The following is an 18,766-nucleotide window of genomic DNA, read 5'->3' on the forward strand; positions in this document are numbered from 1 at the left end:
TCGACAGCGGGTCTCAGCCGTGGGCGCCGGCCGCGACCTCGCCACGGCAGGCAGGTGCCGGTGCAGTGCGGGCGCCCGGGCGGGAGGCGGCGGTCGGCCTCGCGTGCGACGACCCCCGCAGCCTCCCGGGCACGGCGCCACGGCGCCGTGCCCGGTTCGATGCCGACCCCGTGCGTTCCGTTCGACTAGGCGGCGTGCCCCGGCTCGACCACGATGCAGTCCTCCCGGAAGTCGAGGTGCATGCAGTGCAGCGCGACGACGCCCCGGGTGATCGCCTCCAGCTGCTGCGGATCGATGTCCGGGCCGACGTTGCGGGCGATGAAGTCACGGGTGTCCTCCGTGGCCTCCTCCACCGTGTCGTAGTGGTAGTAACGGGCCCCCCGGCCGGTCCACTGCCTGATGATGGTGACGCTCATGGTTCCTCCCCCTGAATCGGATCCGGACGCGTGGTCCGTGGCCGCCCCGGGCACCCCGTCCGGAAACTGCGGCCGTCCCGGCGGGCTGCCGCCGGGGTCGTCGCGGAGGTGCTGCTCCGGCTCCTCGTCCGTCCTGGCGCGGAGCTCAGGTGGCCGGATCACTGCATCCCTCGATGTGCTACTTAACGAATGCGAATTCACGGGGTGGTGCTTGTCCACACTTTCGCGACCACAAACAATCCAGAGCGGGTTGTAGCTCGGGGAGAGGCACCGGCAGGACTGCCTGGGAGGGGGACGGCCGGGCCGTGCCCGCCGAGGGCCGCAGGCGGGCCGGTCGTCCGGGGTGTGGCGGGAAAGTGCTCCGGCTCCGGGCGCCTGCCGGGACGCCGCTCAGCACCTGCCGGCGCCGCCACCGACGAAAGATGGCTCGCCCGGTCCAGTAAGACCGAGCGAGCCGCGGACACACAGACGGCGAGATCTGCGTGCCCACCGCACAGCCTACCCCGCCTCCGCTCCGCTCGGAGGTACCGGTCCACCGAACGGGCGCCGGCACGCTCATCCGGTCCGCCGGCCCTGCCCGCAAGGGCCGTGCGTCTCGCCACCGGAGAGATCCCGCCGGGCACCGCAGCACGATGTGCCGTCGGATCTGCCGTCGGATCTGGCGTCGGAGACGACGAAATCCCCGTCGCCACGGACCGTGAGGCCCGGGACGGCGGGGATCGCTCGTGTGCCCCAGGAGGGAGTCGAACCCCCGACCAAGAGATTAGAAGGCTCCTGCTCTATCCACTGAGCTACTGGGGCGTGCTGCCCGGGACCGCATCCCGGGCGGGCATCGCGCTCGAGTTTATCAACTCGCGGGGGCCGTACTTGCTCCTCAGATCACGGCGCTCTGCACCGGGGGCTGGTAGCGGCCGCGGAAGAGCCGCCGGGTCGCCGGGTCGATGAACCACAGGTACACGCCGTAGGAGAGGGCGACGACCGCCGCGATCAGCCGGCCGGAACTGAGGTCGAGGTCCAGGTACGGGAAGACGTCCAGCTGGTCGGAGACCGCGTAGATCATGAAGAAGACGGTGAGGAAGAACAGGATGTCGACCTGCCAGTCGCTGCGGATGCCCGTGACCGCGAACAGCGGGATGAGCCACACCACGTACCAGGCCTGGATCATCGGGGAGAACAGCACGATCGCGGCGAACGCCCAGGTCAGCCGGCGGATGATCCGCTCGTCCCGGCCCACGAACATCAGCCAGAGGATGACGGGCACCGCGAGGGCCTGGCCCACCGTGTGGACCACCTCCCGCCACTGGCCCGCGTCGGCGCCCACGGCCGCGGCCAGGGTGGTGGCGAGCACGCCGGCGAGACCCACCGGGGCGTACCAGATGGACACCGAGCCGGGGGTGGACATGGCGGAGACCCAGCCGAAGCCGAAGCCGTTGAGCAGCCCCATCAGCCCGAGCAGGGCGACCGCGTAGACGAGGACCAGGAACCAGATGACGAAGCGGCGGGTCCACGACGCGTTCCGGCCCGCCCACAGCAGGCCGATGAAGGGCAGGAAGACGAGGGTGATGGGCTTGATCGCCACGGACAGCGTGACGAGCGTGGTCCCGAGCAGACCGCCCTTCCAGTTGCGGTGCACCGCGGCGGCGTAGGTGCCGCCGAGGGCGAGGGCGATCATGATGGCGTCGTTGTGCACGGAGACGATGAAGTTCGTGAGGAACAGGGGGTTCGCCACGCTGAGCCACAGGGCCCGGGCCGGGTTGATGCCGTGCAGCCGCGCGAGCCGCGGGATCAGCCACATGCAGGCGATCACGGCGAGCACGCACATCCCCCGGAACCAGAGCACCCCGGCGTCCGGGTCCGCGCCGGTGACGGCCACCACGAACTGCTCGAGCCACAGGAAGAGCGGCCCGTAGGGCGGCGGGGACTCCGACCACATCTGGTCGGCCCCGAGCTGGAAGAAGTTGTCGATCGTGGAGACGCCGTGCTCGTAGGGGTTCAGCCCGCTGGCCATCACCCGGCCCTGGCCGATGTAGGAGTACACGTCCCGGCTGAACAGGGGGATCGTCACGAGCATGGGGGCGGCCCACGCCGCGATGGCGATGAGCACCCACCGGCCGCTGCCGGGTCCCCACGTGTTGAGCTTCTGCCCCAGGCGCAGCCACTCGCGGATCAGGAGCATCCCGCCCACGGCGAGCAGGAGGATGGAGACGATCACCCCGGTGGTCGTGAAGCGCATGCCGATGATGACCGGCGCCTGCCGCAGCGGGGAGACGGAGGCGAGCCAGCCGACGCCCAGGGAGCCGACCAGGAGCATGAGCGACCCGAGCGTGCCCATGAGCACCGTCCGCAGGAGGGAGTCGGAGTCGTACCACGAGCTCCCGGGATCCGCCGGCGGCCGGACGCCGTCGGGTCCCTCGCCCGGCGCCGGCGTCGTCGAAGTGGTCTGCACTGCTCTCCCGATGCGCCCGTCCGGTGGCTGCGGGCGCCCCGGCTGGGCGCAGCACGGACCCGTGGTCGCCCCGATCCTATCCCCGGCTCCTCGGGGAGTCCCCGACCGGCCCCGGCGGCGACCGGCGGCGTCGGGGCGGCACGGTAGATTGTCCGGGTGGCTAATTCGAACGGACGCATTGTGTGGATCGACTGCGAGATGACGGGGCTGTCCATCGAGGACGACGCCCTGATCGAGGTCGCGGCGCTCGTCACCGACGACGAGCTCAACGTCCTCGGGGAGGGCGTCGACGTCGTGATCCGCCCGGACGAGGCGGCGCTGGCGCAGATGGGGGACTTCGTGCGGAACATGCACACCTCCTCCAGGCTGCTCGACGAGCTCCCCTCCGGTCTGACGATGGAGCAGGCGCAGGAGCAGGTCCTCGCCTACATCAAGGAGTGGGTGCCCGAGCCCGGCAAGGCCCCGCTGGGCGGGAACTCGGTGGGCACGGACCGCACGTTCCTGGTGCGCGACATGCCGGAGCTCGTGGCGCACCTGCACTACCGCGTGATCGACGTCTCCACCATCAAGGAGCTCTCCCGCCGGTGGTTCCCGCGCGCCTACTTCCAGGCCCCGCCGAAGACCGGCAACCACCGGGCCCTGGGCGACATCCGGGACTCGATCGACGAGCTGCGGTACTACCGCCGCGCCGTGTTCGCCGCCGAGCCGGGGCCGGACTCGGAGACCGCGAAGGGCATCGCCGCGGAGATCGCCGCGTCCCGCACGGGCGCCTGAGTCCCCCGTCCGGCGCCGGGACCCCGGCCCGGACGGGCGGGGGTCCCGGCGTGGTCCGGAGCCCTCCGGGAATGCGGTACACTCGTATGCGTTGCCCAGCGGAAGCACGGTCTTCCGGCGGGCGTTCATGGTGGGCGTAGCTCAGTTCGGCAGAGCGCCTGGTTGTGGTCCAGGAGGTCGCGGGTTCAACCCCCGTCGCTCACCCACTGTGAAAGGCCGTCCCGTTGACTCGGGGCGGCCTTTCGTCGTTCCCGAACCGGTTCGAAGGGGCGCAGGCCCCGGCAAGTCGAAGGAAGTGCGTCATGGCCGTCCGTCCCGTGGTGATCACCGGCGATCCCGTCCTCCACCGCCCCGCCGCCAAGGTGGCGCGGTTCGACGAGGACCTGCGCGCCCTCGTGGCGGACATGTACGAGACCATGGACGCCGCCCACGGCGTGGGGCTCGCCGCCCCGCAGATCGGCGTGGGGCTGCGGATCTTCACCTACACGTTCCAGAACGACGACGACGTGGCGCCGCGCGGCGTCCTCGTCAACCCCGTGCTGACGCCGGGGAAGATCTCCCAGGAGGCGCCGGACCCGGACGAGGAGTCCGAGGGCTGCCTCTCCGTGCCTGGTTACAGCTGGCCGCTGAAGCGGGCGGACTGGGTCCGGGTCGCCGGCTTCGACGTGGAGGGCCGTCCGGTCGACTTCGAGGCCACCGGGTGGTTCGCCCGCGTCATGCAGCACGAGTACGACCACCTGGACGGCAAGCTCTACGTGGACCGGCTCAACGACAAGTGGTCCCGCAAGGCCCGGAAGGCGGTCAAGGCCGAGGGCTGGGGCCGCGGCGGCCACACCTGGACCCCCGGCGTCGACGAGGACCCGTTCGGCCACTGATCCGTCCGCGCACCGGCCCCGGCGCGCCCGCTCAGTCCTCCGTCAGCACGACGACGAGCTCGCCCGCCGACCGGGCCGTGGGCTCCGTCAGCTCGGCCCGCCAGCGCTCCTGCGCCGCCGAGAGCAGGTCCAGCGGCGTCTCCAGGCGTTCGCCGGCGGCGGCGCGCTCGACGAGGTGCCGGGCCAGCAGGCCGCGGGTGTGCTTGGCCATGTGCGAGACGACCTGGCGCCTCCCGTTCCGCTCCCGCACCACCTTCACCCCCACCGTCCGGGCCCGGGGACCGCGCCACGCCGCCGCGTAGGCGGCCGACCGGCAGTCCACGACGAGCCCGTCCCCGGCCGCCGACTCCAGCACCGCGGGCAGGTGGTGCTTCCAGTGCGCCGCGAGCCTGCCGAGCCCCGGCAGCTCGGCACCCATGGACAGGCGGTAGGCCGGGATCCGGTCGTCGGGGCGCACCGCGCCCCACAGCGCCGAGACGACGACGAGGGAGGCCGCCGCGGCGGTCCGCTGCGCCCCGGTCATCCCGGCCGGGTCGAGGGCGTCGTAGAGCACCCCGGTGTAGACGCTCAGGGCCGGTGCGGCCGGCTCGGCGCCCAGCCGGGTGTTGCGCTCGACCTCGCCGCGCAGCCGCTCCCCCACGCCCAGCACCTCGAGCGCGTCCTCTCGGGCGCTCGTCGCGGCCAGCTCGGCGAGGACCTGCTCCCGGGCGGCGGTGAGCTCGGGGAAGGACAGGACGGCGGGGTCCACGGGGGCGCCGGCGCCGGGGGCGGTCTTGGTCTCGGAGGGAGGGAGGAGGATCAGCACTCGCAGCAGTCTAGTGACCCCGCGGGCCGGTCCGGGCGCCCCAGACCGGCGGGTAGGATGGGCCTCGGACAGGTCGGCCGGGTGACCGCGGGCCGCGCAGCTCCGGCTGTCGCGGCGCGAGGAAAGTCCGGGCTCCGCAGAGCAGGATGGTGGGCAACGCCCACTCGGGGAGACCCGCAGGAAAGTGCCACAGAGAACAGACCGCCCGTCCCCGGTCCGTCCGGGCGGCGGGTCAGGGTGAAAAGGTGGTGTAAGAGACCACCAGCGCGCCGGGTGACCGGCGCGGCTCGGTAAACCCCATCCGGAGCAAGGCCAGACAGGGTGCGTCCGAGGGCTGCTCGCCCGAGCACCCGGGTAGGCCGCTCGAGCCCACCGGCAACGGTGGGCCTAGATGGATGGTCACCGGCACGGCACGGGCGACCGGCCGTGCGCACAGAACCCGGCTTACAGGCCGGCCTGTCCCCCGCTCCCCCGCACCGCGCACTCCGTGCACGAGCGGCACCGTGAAACCTCAGGAGCGGACGAGCAGAACCCCGCACTCGGGGCACGTGAGCACCTCGTCCGGCGCCGCAGCCCGGAACGTCGCGGCGTCCGTGGGGCTGAGCGCCGTGCCGCAGGACCCGCACGCGGTGCCCCGCAGCTCCGCGGCCGCCGGCCGGTCGGTGCCGCGCCCGGTTCGGATCTTCTCGTACCGTGCCAGCAGCCCGGGGTGCCCCACGCCCTCCGCGGCGGCGGGGCGCGTGCCGGCCAGCTCGTCCCGCTCGGCCGTCAGGGCGCGGCCCTCCGCGTCCCGGGCCTCGACCCGGCGCCGGGCCTCCGCGTCGGCCTCCTTGAGCCGCGGCGTGATGCGGGCGCGGTGCGCCACGGCGTCCTCGAGCTCCTGCATGACCTCCAGCTCCGCCTCCTCCGCCTCGGCCAGCTGCCGGGTGCGGGTGTCGATCTCGTGCTGCAGGCCCATGAGGTCCTTGGCGGAGCCGCCCTGCTCGAGGCGCCGACGGTCCTTCTCGATCGAGGCCTGGACGCGGGCGACCTTCTGCTCGGCGGCGGCCAGCCGGTCCCGGACGTCCTGCTCGGCAGATCCGAGCTCCTTGGCGGTGGCGATCGCCCGGGCCCGGAGCTGCAGCGCGGCGGCGACCTCGGGGTCGGTCTGCAGCTCCGCGATCCGGGCGGCGATCCGGCGCAGCCGGGCGTCCACCCGCTCGAGCTCCAGCAGGGCTCGTTGCTGCTCGGGCGTGGCGGTGCTCATGCGGGTCCTCCTGCGGTCGGTGCGGCGGGGTCGGGGGCGGAACGGTCGTGGCCGGAGCGAACGGGGTCGGACCCGTCGTGGCCGGGGTGGTCGAGGCGGAAGTCCCACGGGTCGGAGCACCGCTCGGAGACGTCGACCTGGACGTCGTGGCCGCGCGCCGCGAGCGCCTCCCGCAGCGCGGCGGCGCCCACGGGCAGCCACAGCCACTCGCTCGCGAAGTGGGAGAGGTCCACGAGGTACGGGGTGCCGCCGGCGCCGGGGCCCAGTGCGGCCTCGCGCGCCTCGGACGCCGGGTGGTGGCGCAGGTCCGCGGTCACGTAGACGTCGGCCCCGGAGGACCGCACCTCGTCGAAGAGCGAGTCCCCGGCTCCCCCGCACACGGCGACGCGCCGGACGAGGGCGTCGGGGTCCCCGGCCACCCGGACCCCGTGGGCGGTGGGCGGCACGGCGTCGGCCAGGCGCCGGGCCAGCTCCCGCAGGCGCACGGGCCGCGCCAGGTCCCCCACGCGCCCGATGCCCACGGCCGGATCGGCGGGGTGCGGCGCGAGGGGCGTCGTCGTCGTGAGTCCGGCGGCCCGTGCCACGGCGTCCGAGACGCCGTCCGGGGCGGAGTCCGCGTTGGTGTGGCAGGCGAGCAGGGCGCACCGGTGCTCGATGAGCTCGTGCACCACGGCGCCCTTGAAGCCGTCGGCGGCCACGGACGTCACGCCGCGCAGGAGCAGGGGGTGGTGGGTGACCAGCAGGTCGGCGCCGGTGGACACGGCCTCGGAGACGACCTCGGCCACGGGGTCCACGGCGAACAGGATCCGGCGCACGGGCTGGTCGGGGCGGCCGGTGACGAGCCCGCTGGCGTCCCAGGGCTCCTGCAGGTGCATCGGCCACAGCCGCTCGACGGTCTGCAGCACCTCCGACAGGGTGGGGGCGGGCCGGGGCGGGGACGTGCTCTGCTCGCTCATGCGCCCCAGTCTAGGAGCCCGTTCCGCGCCGGCCGCCGAGGCGGGCGCGGAGGCGCCTGGGGCTGGTGCGGGAATGATGCGGGCCGCGCGGTGTTGTACGGGTCATGGCCTTCTCCGCGCACGACGACGCACGCCCCGCCCCCGATCCCCGCCCCGCCGCGGCGGACCCCGCCGCGACCGAGACGTTCGTGCTCGCGGGCGGGTGCTTCTGGTGCCTCGACGCCGTCTACCGGATCACCCGGGGCGTCACCTCCGTGGTCTCCGGCTACACCGGCGGCGACCCCGGACGCGCCGACTACTACGCGGTGTGCACGGGCACCACCGGCCACGCGGAGGCGGTCGCCGTGACCTTCGACCCGTCGGTGGTGCCGGCGGACGTGATCCTGGACCTGTTCTTCACCGGTCACGACCCGACCACTCTCAACCGGCAGGGCTACGACGTGGGCACCCAGTACCGGTCCGCCATGTTCTGGGCCGACGGGGCCCAGCGGGAGCTGTTCGAGCAGTCGATCCGTCGCACGCAGCCGGCGTGGGACCAGCCGATCGTCACGACCCTGGAGCCGCTGGGCCCGTTCTGGGAGGCGGAGCCCGAGCACCAGGACTTCTACGCCGCGCAGCCCTGGAACGGCTACTGCCAGGTGATCATCAACCCCAAGCTGGCGAAGGTCCGGAAACGTTACTCCGCGTGGCTTACCGCGTAGTAGCGCTTGCGGGGCCTGGCTAGGCTGAGCTAGGACCGCGCCGCCGCGGGCCCCCCAGAGCGCCGGCGGCCGCAGCACGACCCGAGCAGCACCCAGATCCGACAGAGAACCGACCACGCAGAAACCGAGGTACGCACATGCCGAAGATCTACAACGACGTCACCGAGATCGTGGGCCGCACCCCGCTCGTCCACCTCAACCGGCTCGACGAGGGCCTGCCCGGCAACGTCGCCGTGAAGCTGGAGTTCTACAACCCGGCCAACTCCGTCAAGGACCGCATCGGCGTGGCCATCATCGACGCCGCCGAGAAGTCCGGCCAGCTGAAGCCGGGCGGCACGATCGTCGAGGGCACCTCCGGGAACACCGGCATCGCGCTGGCCATGGTCGGCGCCGCCCGCGGCTACAAGGTCATCCTGACCATGCCGGAGACCATGTCCACGGAGCGCCGGGTCATGCTCCGCGCCTACGGCGCCCAGATCGTGCTCACCCCGGGTGCGGAGGGCATGCGCGGCGCCGTCGAGAAGGCCCAGGAGATCGTCGACACGACCGACAACGCGGTTCTCGCCAGCCAGTTCGCCAACGAGGCCAACCCGGCCATCCACTACGCGACCACGGGCCCGGAGATCTGGGAGGACACCGACGGCCAGGTCGACGTGTTCATCTCCGGCGTGGGCACCGGAGGCACCATCACGGGCGCGGGCCGCTACCTGCGCGAGCAGAAGCCGGACGTGCGCCTCGTCGTCGTCGAGCCCGCCGACTCGCCCCTGCTCACCGAGGGCAAGGCCGGTCCGCACAAGATCCAGGGCCTCGGCGCGAACTTCATCCCCGACATCCTGGACCGCGAGATCTACGACGACGTCTACGACGTGACGGTCGAGGACTCCGTGCGGGTCGCCCGCGAACTGGGCACCAAGGAGGGCATCCTCGGCGGGATCTCCTCGGGCGCCATCGTGTGGGCCGCCCTGCAGGAGGCGGCCAAGGAGGAGAACCGGGACAAGCTGATCGTCGCCATCGTGTGCGACTTCGGCGAGCGCTACATCTCCACCCTGCTCTACGAGGACATCCGGGGCTGAGCCGCGCCGCTGACCACGACCCGTCCCCGCCGGGAATAGCGCCGCCTGCCGGTGACGTTGCTCCCGGTGGTGGGCGGATCGTTCCCGTCCGCGCCCCAGCACGTCCCGCCGGTCCCGGCGGGCCAGGACCCCCGCCCCCGGAAGAACAGAGGAAGACCGTGAGTTTTTGGAGCAGACTCGCCGAGGACCTGCAGACGGCCCGGACGCACGACCCGGCCGCGCGGTCCAGGGTGGAGATCGCCCTGAACTACTCGGGTCTGCACGCCATCTGGGTCCACCGCCTGTCCCACCGGCTGTGGCAGCACCCCGACCGGCGGCTGCTGGCCCGCACGGTCTCCCAGCTCGGCCGCTTCCTCACGGGCGTCGAGATCCACCCGGGGGCGACCATCGGGCGCCGCTTCTTCATCGACCACGGCATGGGCGTGGTCATCGGGGAGACCGCGGAGATCGGCGAGGACGTGATGATCTACCACGGGGTGACCCTGGGCGGGCGCTCCCTGGAGAAGGTCAAGCGGCACCCCACCGTGGGCGACCGCGTGGTGATCGGCGCCGGGGCGAAGATCCTGGGCCCCGTGGAGATCGGCGCCGACTCCGCCGTGGGCGCCAACGCCGTGGTGGTCAAGGACGTGCCGGAGGACTCGATCGTGACCGGGATCCCCGGCAAGGTCCGCCCGCGGACCCCCGAGAAGCAGCAGCCCCTCGTGGACCCCTCCAGCTACATCGACCCTGCGATGTGGATCTGACCCTGCCCCGCTGCGACGCCGGCCGGCCGCCCCCGGGACGGGGACGGCCGGCCGGCGTCGTGCGGGGTCCGGGTCAGGAGACGACCTCGGAGCGGTCCCCGCTCCACAGGGTGTGGTAGGTGCCCTCGGCGTCGTCGGTGCGCCGGTAGGTGTGGGCGCCGAAGAAGTCGCGCAGCCCCTGCGTCAGGGCCGCGTTGAGCCGGGGCCGGCGCAGCGAGTCGTAGTAGTTCAGCGTGGTGGCGAACACCGGCGCGGGGATGCCGCGCTCCACGGCCCGGGCCACGACGCGACGCCAGGACGGCAGGGCCTCCTCGACGGCGGCGACGAACTCCGGGGCGAAGAGCAGGTTCAGCGGCTGCTTGTCCCCCTTGTACGCCTCCATGATGACCTCGAGCAGCTCCGCCCGGATGATGCAGCCCTCCCGCCACAGGCCCGCGATGGTCGCGAGGTCCAGGTCCCAGCCGTACTCCCGGCCGGCCATGGTGAGCATGTCGAGTCCCTGGGCGTAGCTGACCAGCTTCGAGGCGTAGAGGGCCTTGCGCACGTCCTCCACGAACTCGGGGTCGTGCACGACGTCCTCGGTGGTGCCGCCGATGCCGGCGGGCAGCACGCGCTGCGCCTCGAGGCGCATCTCCGGCTCGGCGGAGGACAGGGCCCGGGCGAAGACGGACTCGGCGATCGCGGTGACCGGGGAGCCGAGCTCGAGGGCCTCCTGGACGGTCCAGCGGCCGGTGCCCTTCTGCCCCGCGGCGTCCACGATCACGTCGATGAGGGGCTGGTCCGTGCGGGCGTCGACCTGGCGCAGCACGTGCGCGGTGATCTCGATGAGGTAGGAGGCCAGCTCGGTGCGGTTCCACTGCTCGAAGACGTCGGCCTGCTCGGCCGGCTCGAGCCCGGCGACGGAGCGCAGCAGCTCGTGCGCCTCGCCGATGACCTGCATGTCGGCGTACTCGATGCCGTTGTGCACCATCTTCACGAAGTGGCCGGCGCCGTCCGTGTCGATCCAGGCGCAGCACGGCGTGCCGTCCTCCGCCTTGGCGGCGATGTCCTCGAGGAGGGGGCCGAGGGAGTCGTAGGACTTGCGGGGTCCGCCGGGCATGATGGAGGGCCCGAGCAGGGCGCCCTCCTCACCGCCCGAGACGCCGATGCCCACAAAGTCCAGGCCCTTCTCGGCGAGCTCGCGCTCGCGGCGCCGGGTGTCCTGGAAGTAGGAGTTGCCGCCGTCGATGATGATGTCGTCCTTCTCGAGCAGCGGCACGAGCTGCTCGATGACGGCGTCCACGGGGGCGCCGGCCTTGACCATCACGAGGATGCGGCGGGGGGTCTCGAGGGCGTCCACGAGTTCCTGGAGGGTCTCCGTGCGGAGGAACGTCCCCTCGTCGCCGTGGGCGTCGAGCAGGGCGTCGGTCTTCTCGACGGAGCGGTTGTGGAGGGCGACGGTGTAACCGTGCCGGGCGAAGTTGCGGGCGAGGTTCGCGCCCATGACCGCGAGGCCGGTGACCCCGATCTGAGCTTTCTGTTCTGCTGCCATGCCCCCAGCCTACAAACTCCGGGAGGGCGCTCCGTCCGGTGCGCACTTGTTGCCGCGGCCCGCCGGGGTCACGGCGCGATCGCCGAGGCGGGGGCCGGGGCGGAGTCCGGACCGGAGGCCCGGCGGAGAAGTGCTCGGAAGAACCTGCGTCACAATCGCCAATCCCCCCGCCGGGGCTCCTACATTGGTGGTGGAGCACGAGATCCGGGGGGCTTGGCATGGACGCGTGGAAGAGGACGATGATCGGGGCCGTGGCCTGCGCCACGCTGTGGGCGGGCGCAGGGTTCGCACCCGCCGCGGCGGCCGCCGACGGCAAGGTCGACGTGGTCGTGGGCGCCAAGGAGGAGCTCAACGAGGCGACGATCGCCCGGGCCAGCGAGAAGGCGGCCCAGCTGTGCGGGGGCACGGCCTCCTCCTACGTGAAGAAGGCCCGGAAGGCAGATCGCAACGGCAGCATGGTGGTCGTCTGCACCCTGCTCAAGGACAAGAAGAGAGTATCGGTGTACTTCCGCTAGTCGTGCTCCGCACCGGCCACCGCGTGCGCCGCGACCGGCTCGTGGTGGGTCCTACCGGGATCGAACCGATGACATCCACGGTGTAAGCGTGGCGCTCTACCAGCTGAGCTAAAGACCCTGACAACCGGGTGGGCGGTTTTCGCAACCGCCGGCACCCGGTTCCCGAACAGGCTACCCGCCGGGGCGCACCGGTGCCGACCGGGTGCGGGCTGCGCCCGGCGTGACGTTCGACATATTCGATGTCCGCCCTACGGCCGGGCGAGTCGCTGCTCGAGCCCCACCAGGAAGGCGGTCGCGGACGCGTCGACCTTCAGCCGCGCCGCGGCGTCCCCCCGGGTGCGCCCGTGGTTGACGATCACCACCGGCACGTCGGCGCGCACCGCGTACCGGACGAAGCGGCGCCCCGAGTTCACGGTCAGGGACGAGCCCACGACCAGCAGGGCGTCGGCGGCGTCCACCATGCGCAGCGCGCGCAGCACCCGGTGCCGGGGCGCGTTCTCCCCGAAGAACACGACGTCGGGCTTCAGGACCCCGCCGCAGACCGGGCAGTCCGGCACCCGGAACCCGGCCGTGTGCGGCACCACCGCATCCGCGTCCGGGGCGAAGTCGATGTCGTCCGGGGACGAGATCGAGTCGTAGAAGCCGGGGTTGAGCTCGTCGAACAGGTCGGAGAGCACCGCCCGGGGGATGCGGGTGGCGCAGCGCATGCACCCGACCTGCGTGTAGCGCCCGTGCAGGTCCACGACGTTGAGGGACCCCGCGGCCTGGTGCAGGCGGTCGATGTTCTGGGTGACCACGCCCGTGACGGACCCCGACTCCTCGAGCCGGGCCAGGGCCGCGTGCCCGGCGTTGGGCCGGGCCCGCGCCAGGTGGCGCCACCCGTACTGGTTGCGCGCCCAGTAGTGGCTGCGCATGGCCGCGCTGCCCATGAACTCGTCGAAGGTCATGGGGGTGCGAGGAGTGGAGCCGGGGCCGCGGTAGTCCGGGATCCCGGACTCCGTGCTGATGCCCGCGCCCGTCAGGACGGCGGTCCGCCGCCCGCCCAGCAGCGCGGCCGCCCCGGCCAGGCCCGCCTCGAGCCCGGCGGCGTCGGGGTCCGGGAACTGGTCGGGGTGCACGGGGGCGCCGTAGCCGGCGCGGACGGTGGGCATCGCTGCTCGCGAGGGACCGGGCCGGCCGGGCTCAGCCGTGCAGCCTGGTGAGGGCGGTGCGGTAGGCCTCGAGCTCCCGCGGCGTGCCGCGCTCCGACCGGAAGGCGTCGACGACGACGCCCTGCGCGTCCAACACGAAGGTGGCCCGCTCCGCCAGACCGGCCACCGGGTCGAACACCCCGTAGCGCTGGGCCACCTCCCCGTGGGGCCAGAAGTCGGACAGCAGGTCGAAGTCGAAGGACTCCTCCCGCGCGAACGCCCGCAGCGTGTACTTCGAGTCCACGGACACCGCGAGCAGCTTCACCCCGGCGTCGTCGAACACGGAGAGGCTGTCCTGGAGCCGGCACAGCTCGCCGGTGCAGACCCCGGAGAACGCGAACGGGTAGAACACGATCGCCACGGGGCGGCCGCGGAGGGCGCTCAGGGTCACCGGCTCGCCGAACTGGTTCTTGAGGGTGAAGTCCGGGGCGGGCGCGCCGATCTCGAGCATGCGTGGTCTCCTCCGCTGGGGTCCGGGACGCCCGGTCAGACGTTGCGCTTGGGCATGAGCCGGGTCGCGGCCCAGTCCGCGCTGACGCGGGCGGTCGTGGTCACGTGCAGCCCCGCCGTGGGCGCGGCCTCCTGGACCTCCGCGGGCGGCACGTAGCCGTCGCGGCCCGCCTTGGGGGTCAGCACCCACACCACGCCGCCCTCGTCCAGGGTGGTGGTGACGTCCACCAGCGTGTCGACGAGATCACCGTCACCCTCGCGGAACCAGAGGAGCACCGCGTCGACGACCTCCTGGTCGTCCTCGTCCAGCAGGTCCGACCCGATCACTTCCTCGATGCCGTCCCTCAGGTCGAGGTCGACGTCCTCGTCGTATCCGAACTCCTGGATGTAGTCGCCATCCTTGAAACCGAGCTGGACTACCGCGTCACCCGCGGTGGTCTTGGCCTCGCTCACTGTTCTTGCTCCTTCTGGGATCGGGCCGACGAACGACGACCACGCACTGCGTACCGGTGCTGGGCTCCGCCTGCCCGTCGGCGGACCGCGGGGGCACGGTGGCGGGCCGGATACCGGCTTCACCGTCCAGACAACACCGGATCAGGGACTCTTTCAAGCTCCCGCACGGTGAGCGCCTCCGAATCATGGGGGTGACGCGTGGGCTGGCACGCCGTGTGACGGCCCGCCCCGGGTGTGGAAGCATGGTCCCCACAGACACCCCGTACGCCCGAGGCGGCCCCGGCGGCGCGATCCGCACGACGGGCCCGGTTCCCGGACGTCCGCCCGTTCCGGGTGGCGTTCGGACAACGGCACGGGCAACGGGTATTTTTGAGACTGTCGGACGTCCCGGCCGCGCCCTCGCGCGCGCACCCGCCCGGGATCCGTCGGGCAACTCGACGAAGAGAGGTTGAACGTGCCTTCATCCAGCAACCACCACATCCTCAGTGGCTTGACCAACAACCTGAAGGACTCCGACACCGAGGAGACCCGGGAGTGGATCGAGTCCTTCGAGGGCCTGATCGAGACGCAGGGCACGGAACGGGCGCAGTACATCATGCGCGCCCTCCTCCAGCACGCCGGTGCGAAGAGCGTGGGCGTGCCGATGGTCACCACCACGGACTACGTGAACTCGATCCCGGTGGACCAGGAGCCGGAGTTCCCGGGCGACGAGGAGATCGAGCGGCGCTACCGTGCGTTCCTGCGCTGGAACGCCGCCGTGATGGTGCACCGGGCCCAGCGCCCGGAGATCGGCGTGGGCGGTCACATCTCCTCCTACGCCGGTGTGGCGACCCTCTACGAGGTGGGCCTCAACCACTTCTTCCGCGGCCCGGAGCACCCCGGCGGCGGCGACCAGGTGTTCTGGCAGGGCCACTCGGCCCCCGGCAACTACGCGCGCGCCTATCTCGAGGGCCGGCTCACCGAGGAGCAGCTGGACGGGTTCCGGCAGGAGAAGACGAAGGCCCCGAACGGGCTTCCCTCCTACCCGCATCCCCGCTCCATGCCCGACTTCTGGCAGTTCCCGACCGTGTCCATGGGCATCGGCCCGATGAACGCCATCTACCAGGCGCAGTTCAACCGCTACCTGCACAACCGCGGGATCAAGGACACCTCCGAGCAGCACGTGTGGGCGTTCCTGGGCGACGGCGAGATGGACGAGCCGGAGTCGCGCGGTCTGCTGCAGCTGGCCGCCAACGACAAGCTCGACAACCTCACGTTCGTCGTCAACTGCAACCTGCAGCGCCTGGACGGGCCGGTGCGCGGCAACGGCAAGATCGTCCAGGAGCTCGAGGCCTTCTTCCGCGGCGCCGGCTGGAACGTGGTCAAGGTGCTGTGGGGCCGCGAGTGGGACGAGCTGCTCGCCAAGGACGAGGACGGCGAGCTCGTCCGGATCATGAACGAGACCCTCGACGGCGACTTCCAGACCTACAAGGCCGAGTCCGGCGGGTTCATCCGCGACCACTTCTTCGGCAAGTCCCCGGCCACCAAGGAGCTCGTCGCGGACATGACCGACGACGAGATCTGGGAGCTCAAGCGCGGCGCCCACGACTACCACAAGGTCTACGCCGCCTACAAGGCCGCGACCGAGCACGAGGGCCAGCCGACCGTGATCCTGGCGCAGGGCGTGAAGGGCTACGGCCTGGGCAGCCACTTCGAGGCGCGCAACGCGACCCACCAGATGAAGAAGCTGACCCTGGAGGACCTCAAGGCCTTCCGCGACCACCTGCGCATCCCCATCTCGGACGAGGAGCTGGAGAGCGACCTCTACGGCGCGCCCTACTACCACCCCGGCAAGGACTCGCCGGAGGTCAAGTACCTGCTGGAGCGCCGCAAGGAGCTCGGCGGCTTCGTCCCCGACCGCCCGCACGAGCAGCAGGAGATCACGCTGCCCACGGACGCCGCGTACAAGTCCGCGAAGAAGGGCTCCGGCAAGCAGATGGCCGCCACCACCATGGCCTTCGTGCGCATCCTGAAGGACCTCCTGCGGGAGAAGGAGTTCGGCCACCGGATCGTGCCCATCGTCCCCGACGAGGCCCGCACCTTCGGCATGGACTCGTTCTTCCCCACGGCGAAGATCTACAACCCCAACGGGCAGAACTACCTCTCCGTGGACCGCGAGCTGATGCTGGCCTACAAGGAGTCCCCGCAGGGCCAGATTTTGCACGCGGGGATCAACGAGGCCGGCTCCGTGGCGGCGTTCACCGCCGCGGGCACCGCCTACGCCACCCACGGCGAGCCCATGGTGCCGGTCTACATCTTCTACTCGATGTTCGGCTTCCAGCGCACCGGCGACTCCTTCTGGGCCGCCGCCGACCAGATGACCCGCGGGTTCATCATCGGGGCCACCGCCGGGCGCACCACGCTCACCGGCGAGGGCCTCCAGCACGCCGACGGCCACTCGCCGCTGCTGGCCGCGACCAACCCGGCGGTCATCCACTACGACCCCGCGTACGGCTACGAGATCGCCCACATCGTCCGGCGCGGCCTCGAGCACATGTACGGCACGGGCGACGAGGACCACAACGTCATGTACTACGTGACGGTCTACAACGAGCCGTACCAGCAGCCGGCCGAGCCGGAGGACGTCGACGTCGAGGGCATCCTCAAGGGCATCTACCTGCTCAAGCCCGCCGAGAACGAGGGGCCCCGGGCGCAGCTGCTCGCCTCCGGCGTGGCCGTGCCGTGGGCGCTCGAGGCGCAGAAGCTGCTCGCCGAGGACTGGGGCGTCTCCGCCGACGTGTGGTCGGTGACCTCGTGGGTCGAGCTGCGCCGCGACGGCCTGGCCGCCGAGAAGGAGGCGTTCCTCAACCCCGGCGACGGGACGCGGACCCCGTTCGTGGCCCAGCAGCTGGCCGGGGCCACGGGCCCGGTCGTGGCCGTCTCGGACTTCAGCGCGGACCTGCCGGACAAGATCCGCCAGTTCGTCCCGAACGAGTTCGCGTCCCTGGGCGCCGACAGCTTCGGCTTCTCGGACACCCGCGCCGGCGCCCGCCGGTTCTTCAAGATCGACTCCCACTCGATGGTGGTCCGCGCCCTGGAGATGCTCGCCAAGCGCGGCGAGGTCGACTGGCGCGCTCCCGGCGAGGCGATCGAGAAGTACTCGCTCAAGGACGTCACCGCCGGCACCTCCGGCAACGCCGGCGGCGACGCCTGAGCCGAGCCCTCCGGTGCACCACGGCGCCCCGCCCACCCGCGTCCGGGTGGGCGGGGCGCCGTCGTCGTCCCGGGCCCGGGGCGGCGATCCGGTGCTCTAAGCTCGGAGGCATGGCTGGACAGGACGGGAACACCACGACACGCTGGCTGCGCCCCTCGCGCAGACGGTCCACCGACCGGCACCGTCCCGTCGCCCCTCCCCACCCCAGGACGCTCGAGAACCTCAAGGCCAACCTGGGCGCGATCTCCACGGTCGCGACCCGCCGGCTCGAGACGGACCTCGGCTGGTTCGAGGAGCTGCGCGCCGACGAGCGCTCCGAGCTGGGCCTCGTGGCCCAGCGGGGCATCTCCTCGTTCGTGCGCTGGTACGAGGACCCGGAGGAGCCCCTGTGGGTGCTCACCCAGGTCTTCCGGGGCGCCCCCACGGACCTGACCCGCTCCATCTCCCTCCAGCACGCCCTGCAGCTGCTGCGGATCGTCGTGGACGTCGTGGAGGAGAAGGTCCCGGAGCTCGCCAAGCACCACGACGAGGCCGCGCTGCGGGAGGCCGTGCTGCGCTACTCGCGGGAGATCGCCTTCGCCGCCGCGGACGTCTACGCCCGCGCCGCCGAGAACCGCGGGTCGTGGGACGCCCGGCTGGAGTCCCTCGTGGTCGACGGGATCCTCCGGGGGGAGCACTCCGACGCGCTGCGCTCCCGCGTCGCGGCCCTGGGCTGGACCTCGACGGGCCCGGTCACCGTGCTCACGGGCTCCGCGCCCGAGGGCGCCGGCCCGTCCACCGTGGCCCGGCTGCGCAGGCTCGCCGGCCGCCACGCGCAGGACTCCCTCGTCTCCATCCAGGGCGACCGGCTCGTGCTCATCCTCGGAGGGCTGTCCGACCGGGACCTCGCCCTCGAGAAGCTCGCCGCCGCGTTCGGGCCGGGACCGGTGGCCTACGGCCCGGAGTCCCCCACGGTCTTCGCGGCGGGACGCGCCGCCCAGCTCGCCCACGCCGCCCTGTCCGTGGCGCCGGCCTGGCCCGCGGCGCCCCGCCCGGTGCACTCCGAGGACCTGTGGCCGGAGCGGGCCATGGCCGGGGACGAGAGCGCGCGCACGGCGATGGTCGAGTCGGTCTACCGCCCGCTGACGCGCTCCGCGACCGGGCTCGTGGAGACCCTGTCCGCCTACGTCTCCGTCGGCCACTCCCTCGAGGCCACCGCCCGGGAGCTGTTCGTGCACGCCAACACGGTGCGCTACCGGCTGCGCCGGATCAGCGACCTCACCGGCTGGGACCCCCTGGTCCCCCGCGACGCGTTCGTGCTGCACTGCGCCCTCGTGGCGGGCCGGCTCGCGGACTCGTGCGCCCCCATCGACACCTCCACCCCCGCCGTGGGACCCGTCTTGTAGCATCCCTACAAACA

The 18,766-nt window shown here is 72.2% G+C and carries 17 protein-coding genes, 3 tRNA genes and 1 other RNA gene; 10 read left to right on the forward strand and 11 right to left on the reverse strand.

Annotated features, from left to right (window positions below):
* Positions 1-185 precede the first annotated feature (185 nt).
* The 3 genes from CRM73_RS10405 to mptB all read right to left on the reverse strand — a co-directional run bounded on the left by CRM73_RS10405 (position 186) and on the right by mptB (position 2,862).
* A complete protein-coding gene (locus CRM73_RS10405) occupies positions 186-416 on the reverse strand; it encodes a hypothetical protein (protein WP_035929886.1) in 231 nt (76 codons plus the stop codon).
* 728 nt (positions 417-1,144) lie between these two features.
* Positions 1,145-1,217: transfer RNA gene (locus CRM73_RS10410), tRNA-Arg, on the reverse strand.
* Between the two features lie 73 nt (positions 1,218-1,290).
* Positions 1,291-2,862, reverse strand: a complete 1,572-nt coding sequence (mptB, locus tag CRM73_RS10415) for a polyprenol phosphomannose-dependent alpha 1,6 mannosyltransferase MptB (protein WP_370658537.1) — start codon at positions 2,860-2,862, stop codon at positions 1,291-1,293.
* 156 nt (positions 2,863-3,018) lie between these two features.
* On the opposite strand from mptB, the gene orn reads away from it, so the two are divergent.
* The 3 genes from orn (at position 3,019) to def (ending at position 4,511) form a co-directional block, all read left to right on the forward strand.
* Positions 3,019-3,636, forward strand: a complete 618-nt coding sequence (orn, locus tag CRM73_RS10420; RefSeq protein ID WP_229587625.1) for an oligoribonuclease — start codon at positions 3,019-3,021, stop codon at positions 3,634-3,636.
* Positions 3,637-3,766: 130 nt separating this feature from the next.
* Positions 3,767-3,840: transfer RNA gene (locus tag CRM73_RS10425), tRNA-His, on the forward strand.
* 98 nt (positions 3,841-3,938) lie between these two features.
* Entirely contained in the window at positions 3,939-4,511 is a 573-nt protein-coding gene (gene def / locus CRM73_RS10430) for a peptide deformylase (protein ID WP_017833726.1), read from the forward strand.
* A gap of 31 nt (positions 4,512-4,542) precedes the next feature.
* On the opposite strand, the gene CRM73_RS10435 is transcribed toward def, so the two are convergent.
* Positions 4,543-5,316, reverse strand: a complete 774-nt coding sequence (locus tag CRM73_RS10435; RefSeq protein WP_186374906.1) for a YaaA family protein — start codon at positions 5,314-5,316, stop codon at positions 4,543-4,545.
* 69 nt (positions 5,317-5,385) lie between these two features.
* On the opposite strand from CRM73_RS10435, the gene rnpB reads away from it, so the two are divergent.
* An RNA gene (gene rnpB / locus CRM73_RS10440) (RNase P RNA component class A) lies at positions 5,386-5,779 on the forward strand.
* 48 nt (positions 5,780-5,827) lie between these two features.
* Here the strand turns inward: rnpB and CRM73_RS10445 are convergent.
* Both CRM73_RS10445 and CRM73_RS10450 read right to left on the reverse strand, forming a co-directional pair.
* Entirely contained in the window at positions 5,828-6,562 is a 735-nt protein-coding gene (locus CRM73_RS10445) for a zinc ribbon domain-containing protein (protein ID WP_017833728.1), read from the reverse strand.
* Positions 6,559-7,518: a Nif3-like dinuclear metal center hexameric protein gene (locus CRM73_RS10450; RefSeq protein ID WP_017833729.1), complete on the reverse strand. Its 960-nt coding sequence runs from the start codon at positions 7,516-7,518 to the stop codon at positions 6,559-6,561. Before CRM73_RS10450 ends, CRM73_RS10445 begins: the two co-directional genes overlap by 4 nt.
* A gap of 104 nt (positions 7,519-7,622) precedes the next feature.
* Between CRM73_RS10450 and msrA the strand changes: the two genes are divergently transcribed.
* From msrA to epsC, 3 genes are all read left to right on the forward strand, one after another.
* Entirely contained in the window at positions 7,623-8,219 is a 597-nt protein-coding gene (gene msrA, locus CRM73_RS10455; protein ID WP_017833730.1) for a peptide-methionine (S)-S-oxide reductase MsrA, read from the forward strand.
* Positions 8,220-8,356: 137 nt separating this feature from the next.
* Positions 8,357-9,292 (forward strand): cysteine synthase A, encoded by a 936-nt coding sequence (cysK, locus tag CRM73_RS10460; RefSeq protein WP_017833731.1) that lies wholly within the window; start codon positions 8,357-8,359, stop codon positions 9,290-9,292.
* A gap of 158 nt (positions 9,293-9,450) precedes the next feature.
* The gene (gene epsC / locus CRM73_RS10465) at positions 9,451-10,035 is read left to right on the forward strand and encodes a serine O-acetyltransferase EpsC (protein WP_017833732.1); all 585 of its coding nucleotides are present in this window, start codon (positions 9,451-9,453) and stop codon (positions 10,033-10,035) included.
* 73 nt (positions 10,036-10,108) lie between these two features.
* Here epsC and gndA read toward each other — a convergent pair whose 3' ends face one another.
* Positions 10,109-11,566 carry an NADP-dependent phosphogluconate dehydrogenase gene (gene gndA / locus CRM73_RS10470; RefSeq protein WP_229587627.1) on the reverse strand — a complete coding sequence of 486 codons (1,458 nt, stop codon included), beginning with the start codon at positions 11,564-11,566 and terminating at the stop codon, positions 10,109-10,111.
* Positions 11,567-11,784: 218 nt separating this feature from the next.
* On the opposite strand from gndA, the gene CRM73_RS10475 reads away from it, so the two are divergent.
* On the forward strand, positions 11,785-12,081 hold the full coding sequence (locus tag CRM73_RS10475) for a hypothetical protein (RefSeq protein ID WP_229587629.1): 297 nt from the start codon (positions 11,785-11,787) through the stop codon (positions 12,079-12,081).
* Positions 12,082-12,123: 42 nt separating this feature from the next.
* Here CRM73_RS10475 and CRM73_RS10480 read toward each other — a convergent pair.
* From CRM73_RS10480 to CRM73_RS10495, 4 genes are all read right to left on the reverse strand, one after another.
* A tRNA-Val gene (locus CRM73_RS10480) sits at positions 12,124-12,199 on the reverse strand.
* 130 nt (positions 12,200-12,329) lie between these two features.
* The gene (locus CRM73_RS10485; protein ID WP_229587631.1) at positions 12,330-13,232 is read right to left on the reverse strand and encodes an NAD-dependent protein deacetylase; all 903 of its coding nucleotides are present in this window, start codon (positions 13,230-13,232) and stop codon (positions 12,330-12,332) included.
* 31 nt (positions 13,233-13,263) lie between these two features.
* Positions 13,264-13,722: a peroxiredoxin gene (locus CRM73_RS10490; RefSeq protein ID WP_176337497.1), complete on the reverse strand. Its 459-nt coding sequence runs from the start codon at positions 13,720-13,722 to the stop codon at positions 13,264-13,266.
* 35 nt (positions 13,723-13,757) lie between these two features.
* The gene (locus CRM73_RS10495; protein ID WP_017833737.1) at positions 13,758-14,174 is read right to left on the reverse strand and encodes a DUF3052 domain-containing protein; all 417 of its coding nucleotides are present in this window, start codon (positions 14,172-14,174) and stop codon (positions 13,758-13,760) included.
* A 454-nt stretch (positions 14,175-14,628) separates the two neighbouring features.
* Between CRM73_RS10495 and aceE the strand changes: the two genes are divergently transcribed.
* Together aceE and CRM73_RS10505 are read left to right on the forward strand one after the other, a co-directional pair.
* A complete protein-coding gene (aceE, locus tag CRM73_RS10500) occupies positions 14,629-17,367 on the forward strand; it encodes a pyruvate dehydrogenase (acetyl-transferring), homodimeric type (protein WP_035929960.1) in 2,739 nt (912 codons plus the stop codon).
* Positions 17,368-17,477: 110 nt separating this feature from the next.
* On the forward strand, positions 17,478-18,752 hold the full coding sequence (locus tag CRM73_RS10505; protein WP_229587633.1) for a helix-turn-helix domain-containing protein: 1,275 nt from the start codon (positions 17,478-17,480) through the stop codon (positions 18,750-18,752).
* Positions 18,753-18,766 lie beyond the last annotated feature (14 nt).

The organism is Kocuria sp. CCUG 69068, from assembly GCF_020833785.1.
Lineage (GTDB): Bacteria > Actinomycetota > Actinomycetes > Actinomycetales > Micrococcaceae > Kocuria > Kocuria rosea.

Coding starts and splice junctions, on each gene's coding strand:
- gndA (WP_229587627.1), bottom strand. CDS start 11,566: ATGGCAGCAGAACAGAAAGCTCAGATCGGGGTCACCGGCCTCGCGGTC.
- cysK (WP_017833731.1), top strand. CDS start 8,357: ATGCCGAAGATCTACAACGACGTCACCGAGATCGTGGGCCGCACCCCG.
- def (WP_017833726.1), top strand. CDS start 3,939: ATGGCCGTCCGTCCCGTGGTGATCACCGGCGATCCCGTCCTCCACCGC.
- CRM73_RS10505 (WP_229587633.1), top strand. CDS start 17,478: ATGGCTGGACAGGACGGGAACACCACGACACGCTGGCTGCGCCCCTCG.
- CRM73_RS10475 (WP_229587629.1), top strand. CDS start 11,785: ATGGACGCGTGGAAGAGGACGATGATCGGGGCCGTGGCCTGCGCCACG.
- CRM73_RS10485 (WP_229587631.1), bottom strand. CDS start 13,232: ATGCCCACCGTCCGCGCCGGCTACGGCGCCCCCGTGCACCCCGACCAG.
- CRM73_RS10405 (WP_035929886.1), bottom strand. CDS start 416: ATGAGCGTCACCATCATCAGGCAGTGGACCGGCCGGGGGGCCCGTTAC.
- CRM73_RS10490 (WP_176337497.1), bottom strand. CDS start 13,722: ATGCTCGAGATCGGCGCGCCCGCCCCGGACTTCACCCTCAAGAACCAG.
- CRM73_RS10445 (WP_017833728.1), bottom strand. CDS start 6,562: ATGAGCACCGCCACGCCCGAGCAGCAACGAGCCCTGCTGGAGCTCGAG.
- msrA (WP_017833730.1), top strand. CDS start 7,623: ATGGCCTTCTCCGCGCACGACGACGCACGCCCCGCCCCCGATCCCCGC.
- CRM73_RS10450 (WP_017833729.1), bottom strand. CDS start 7,518: ATGAGCGAGCAGAGCACGTCCCCGCCCCGGCCCGCCCCCACCCTGTCG.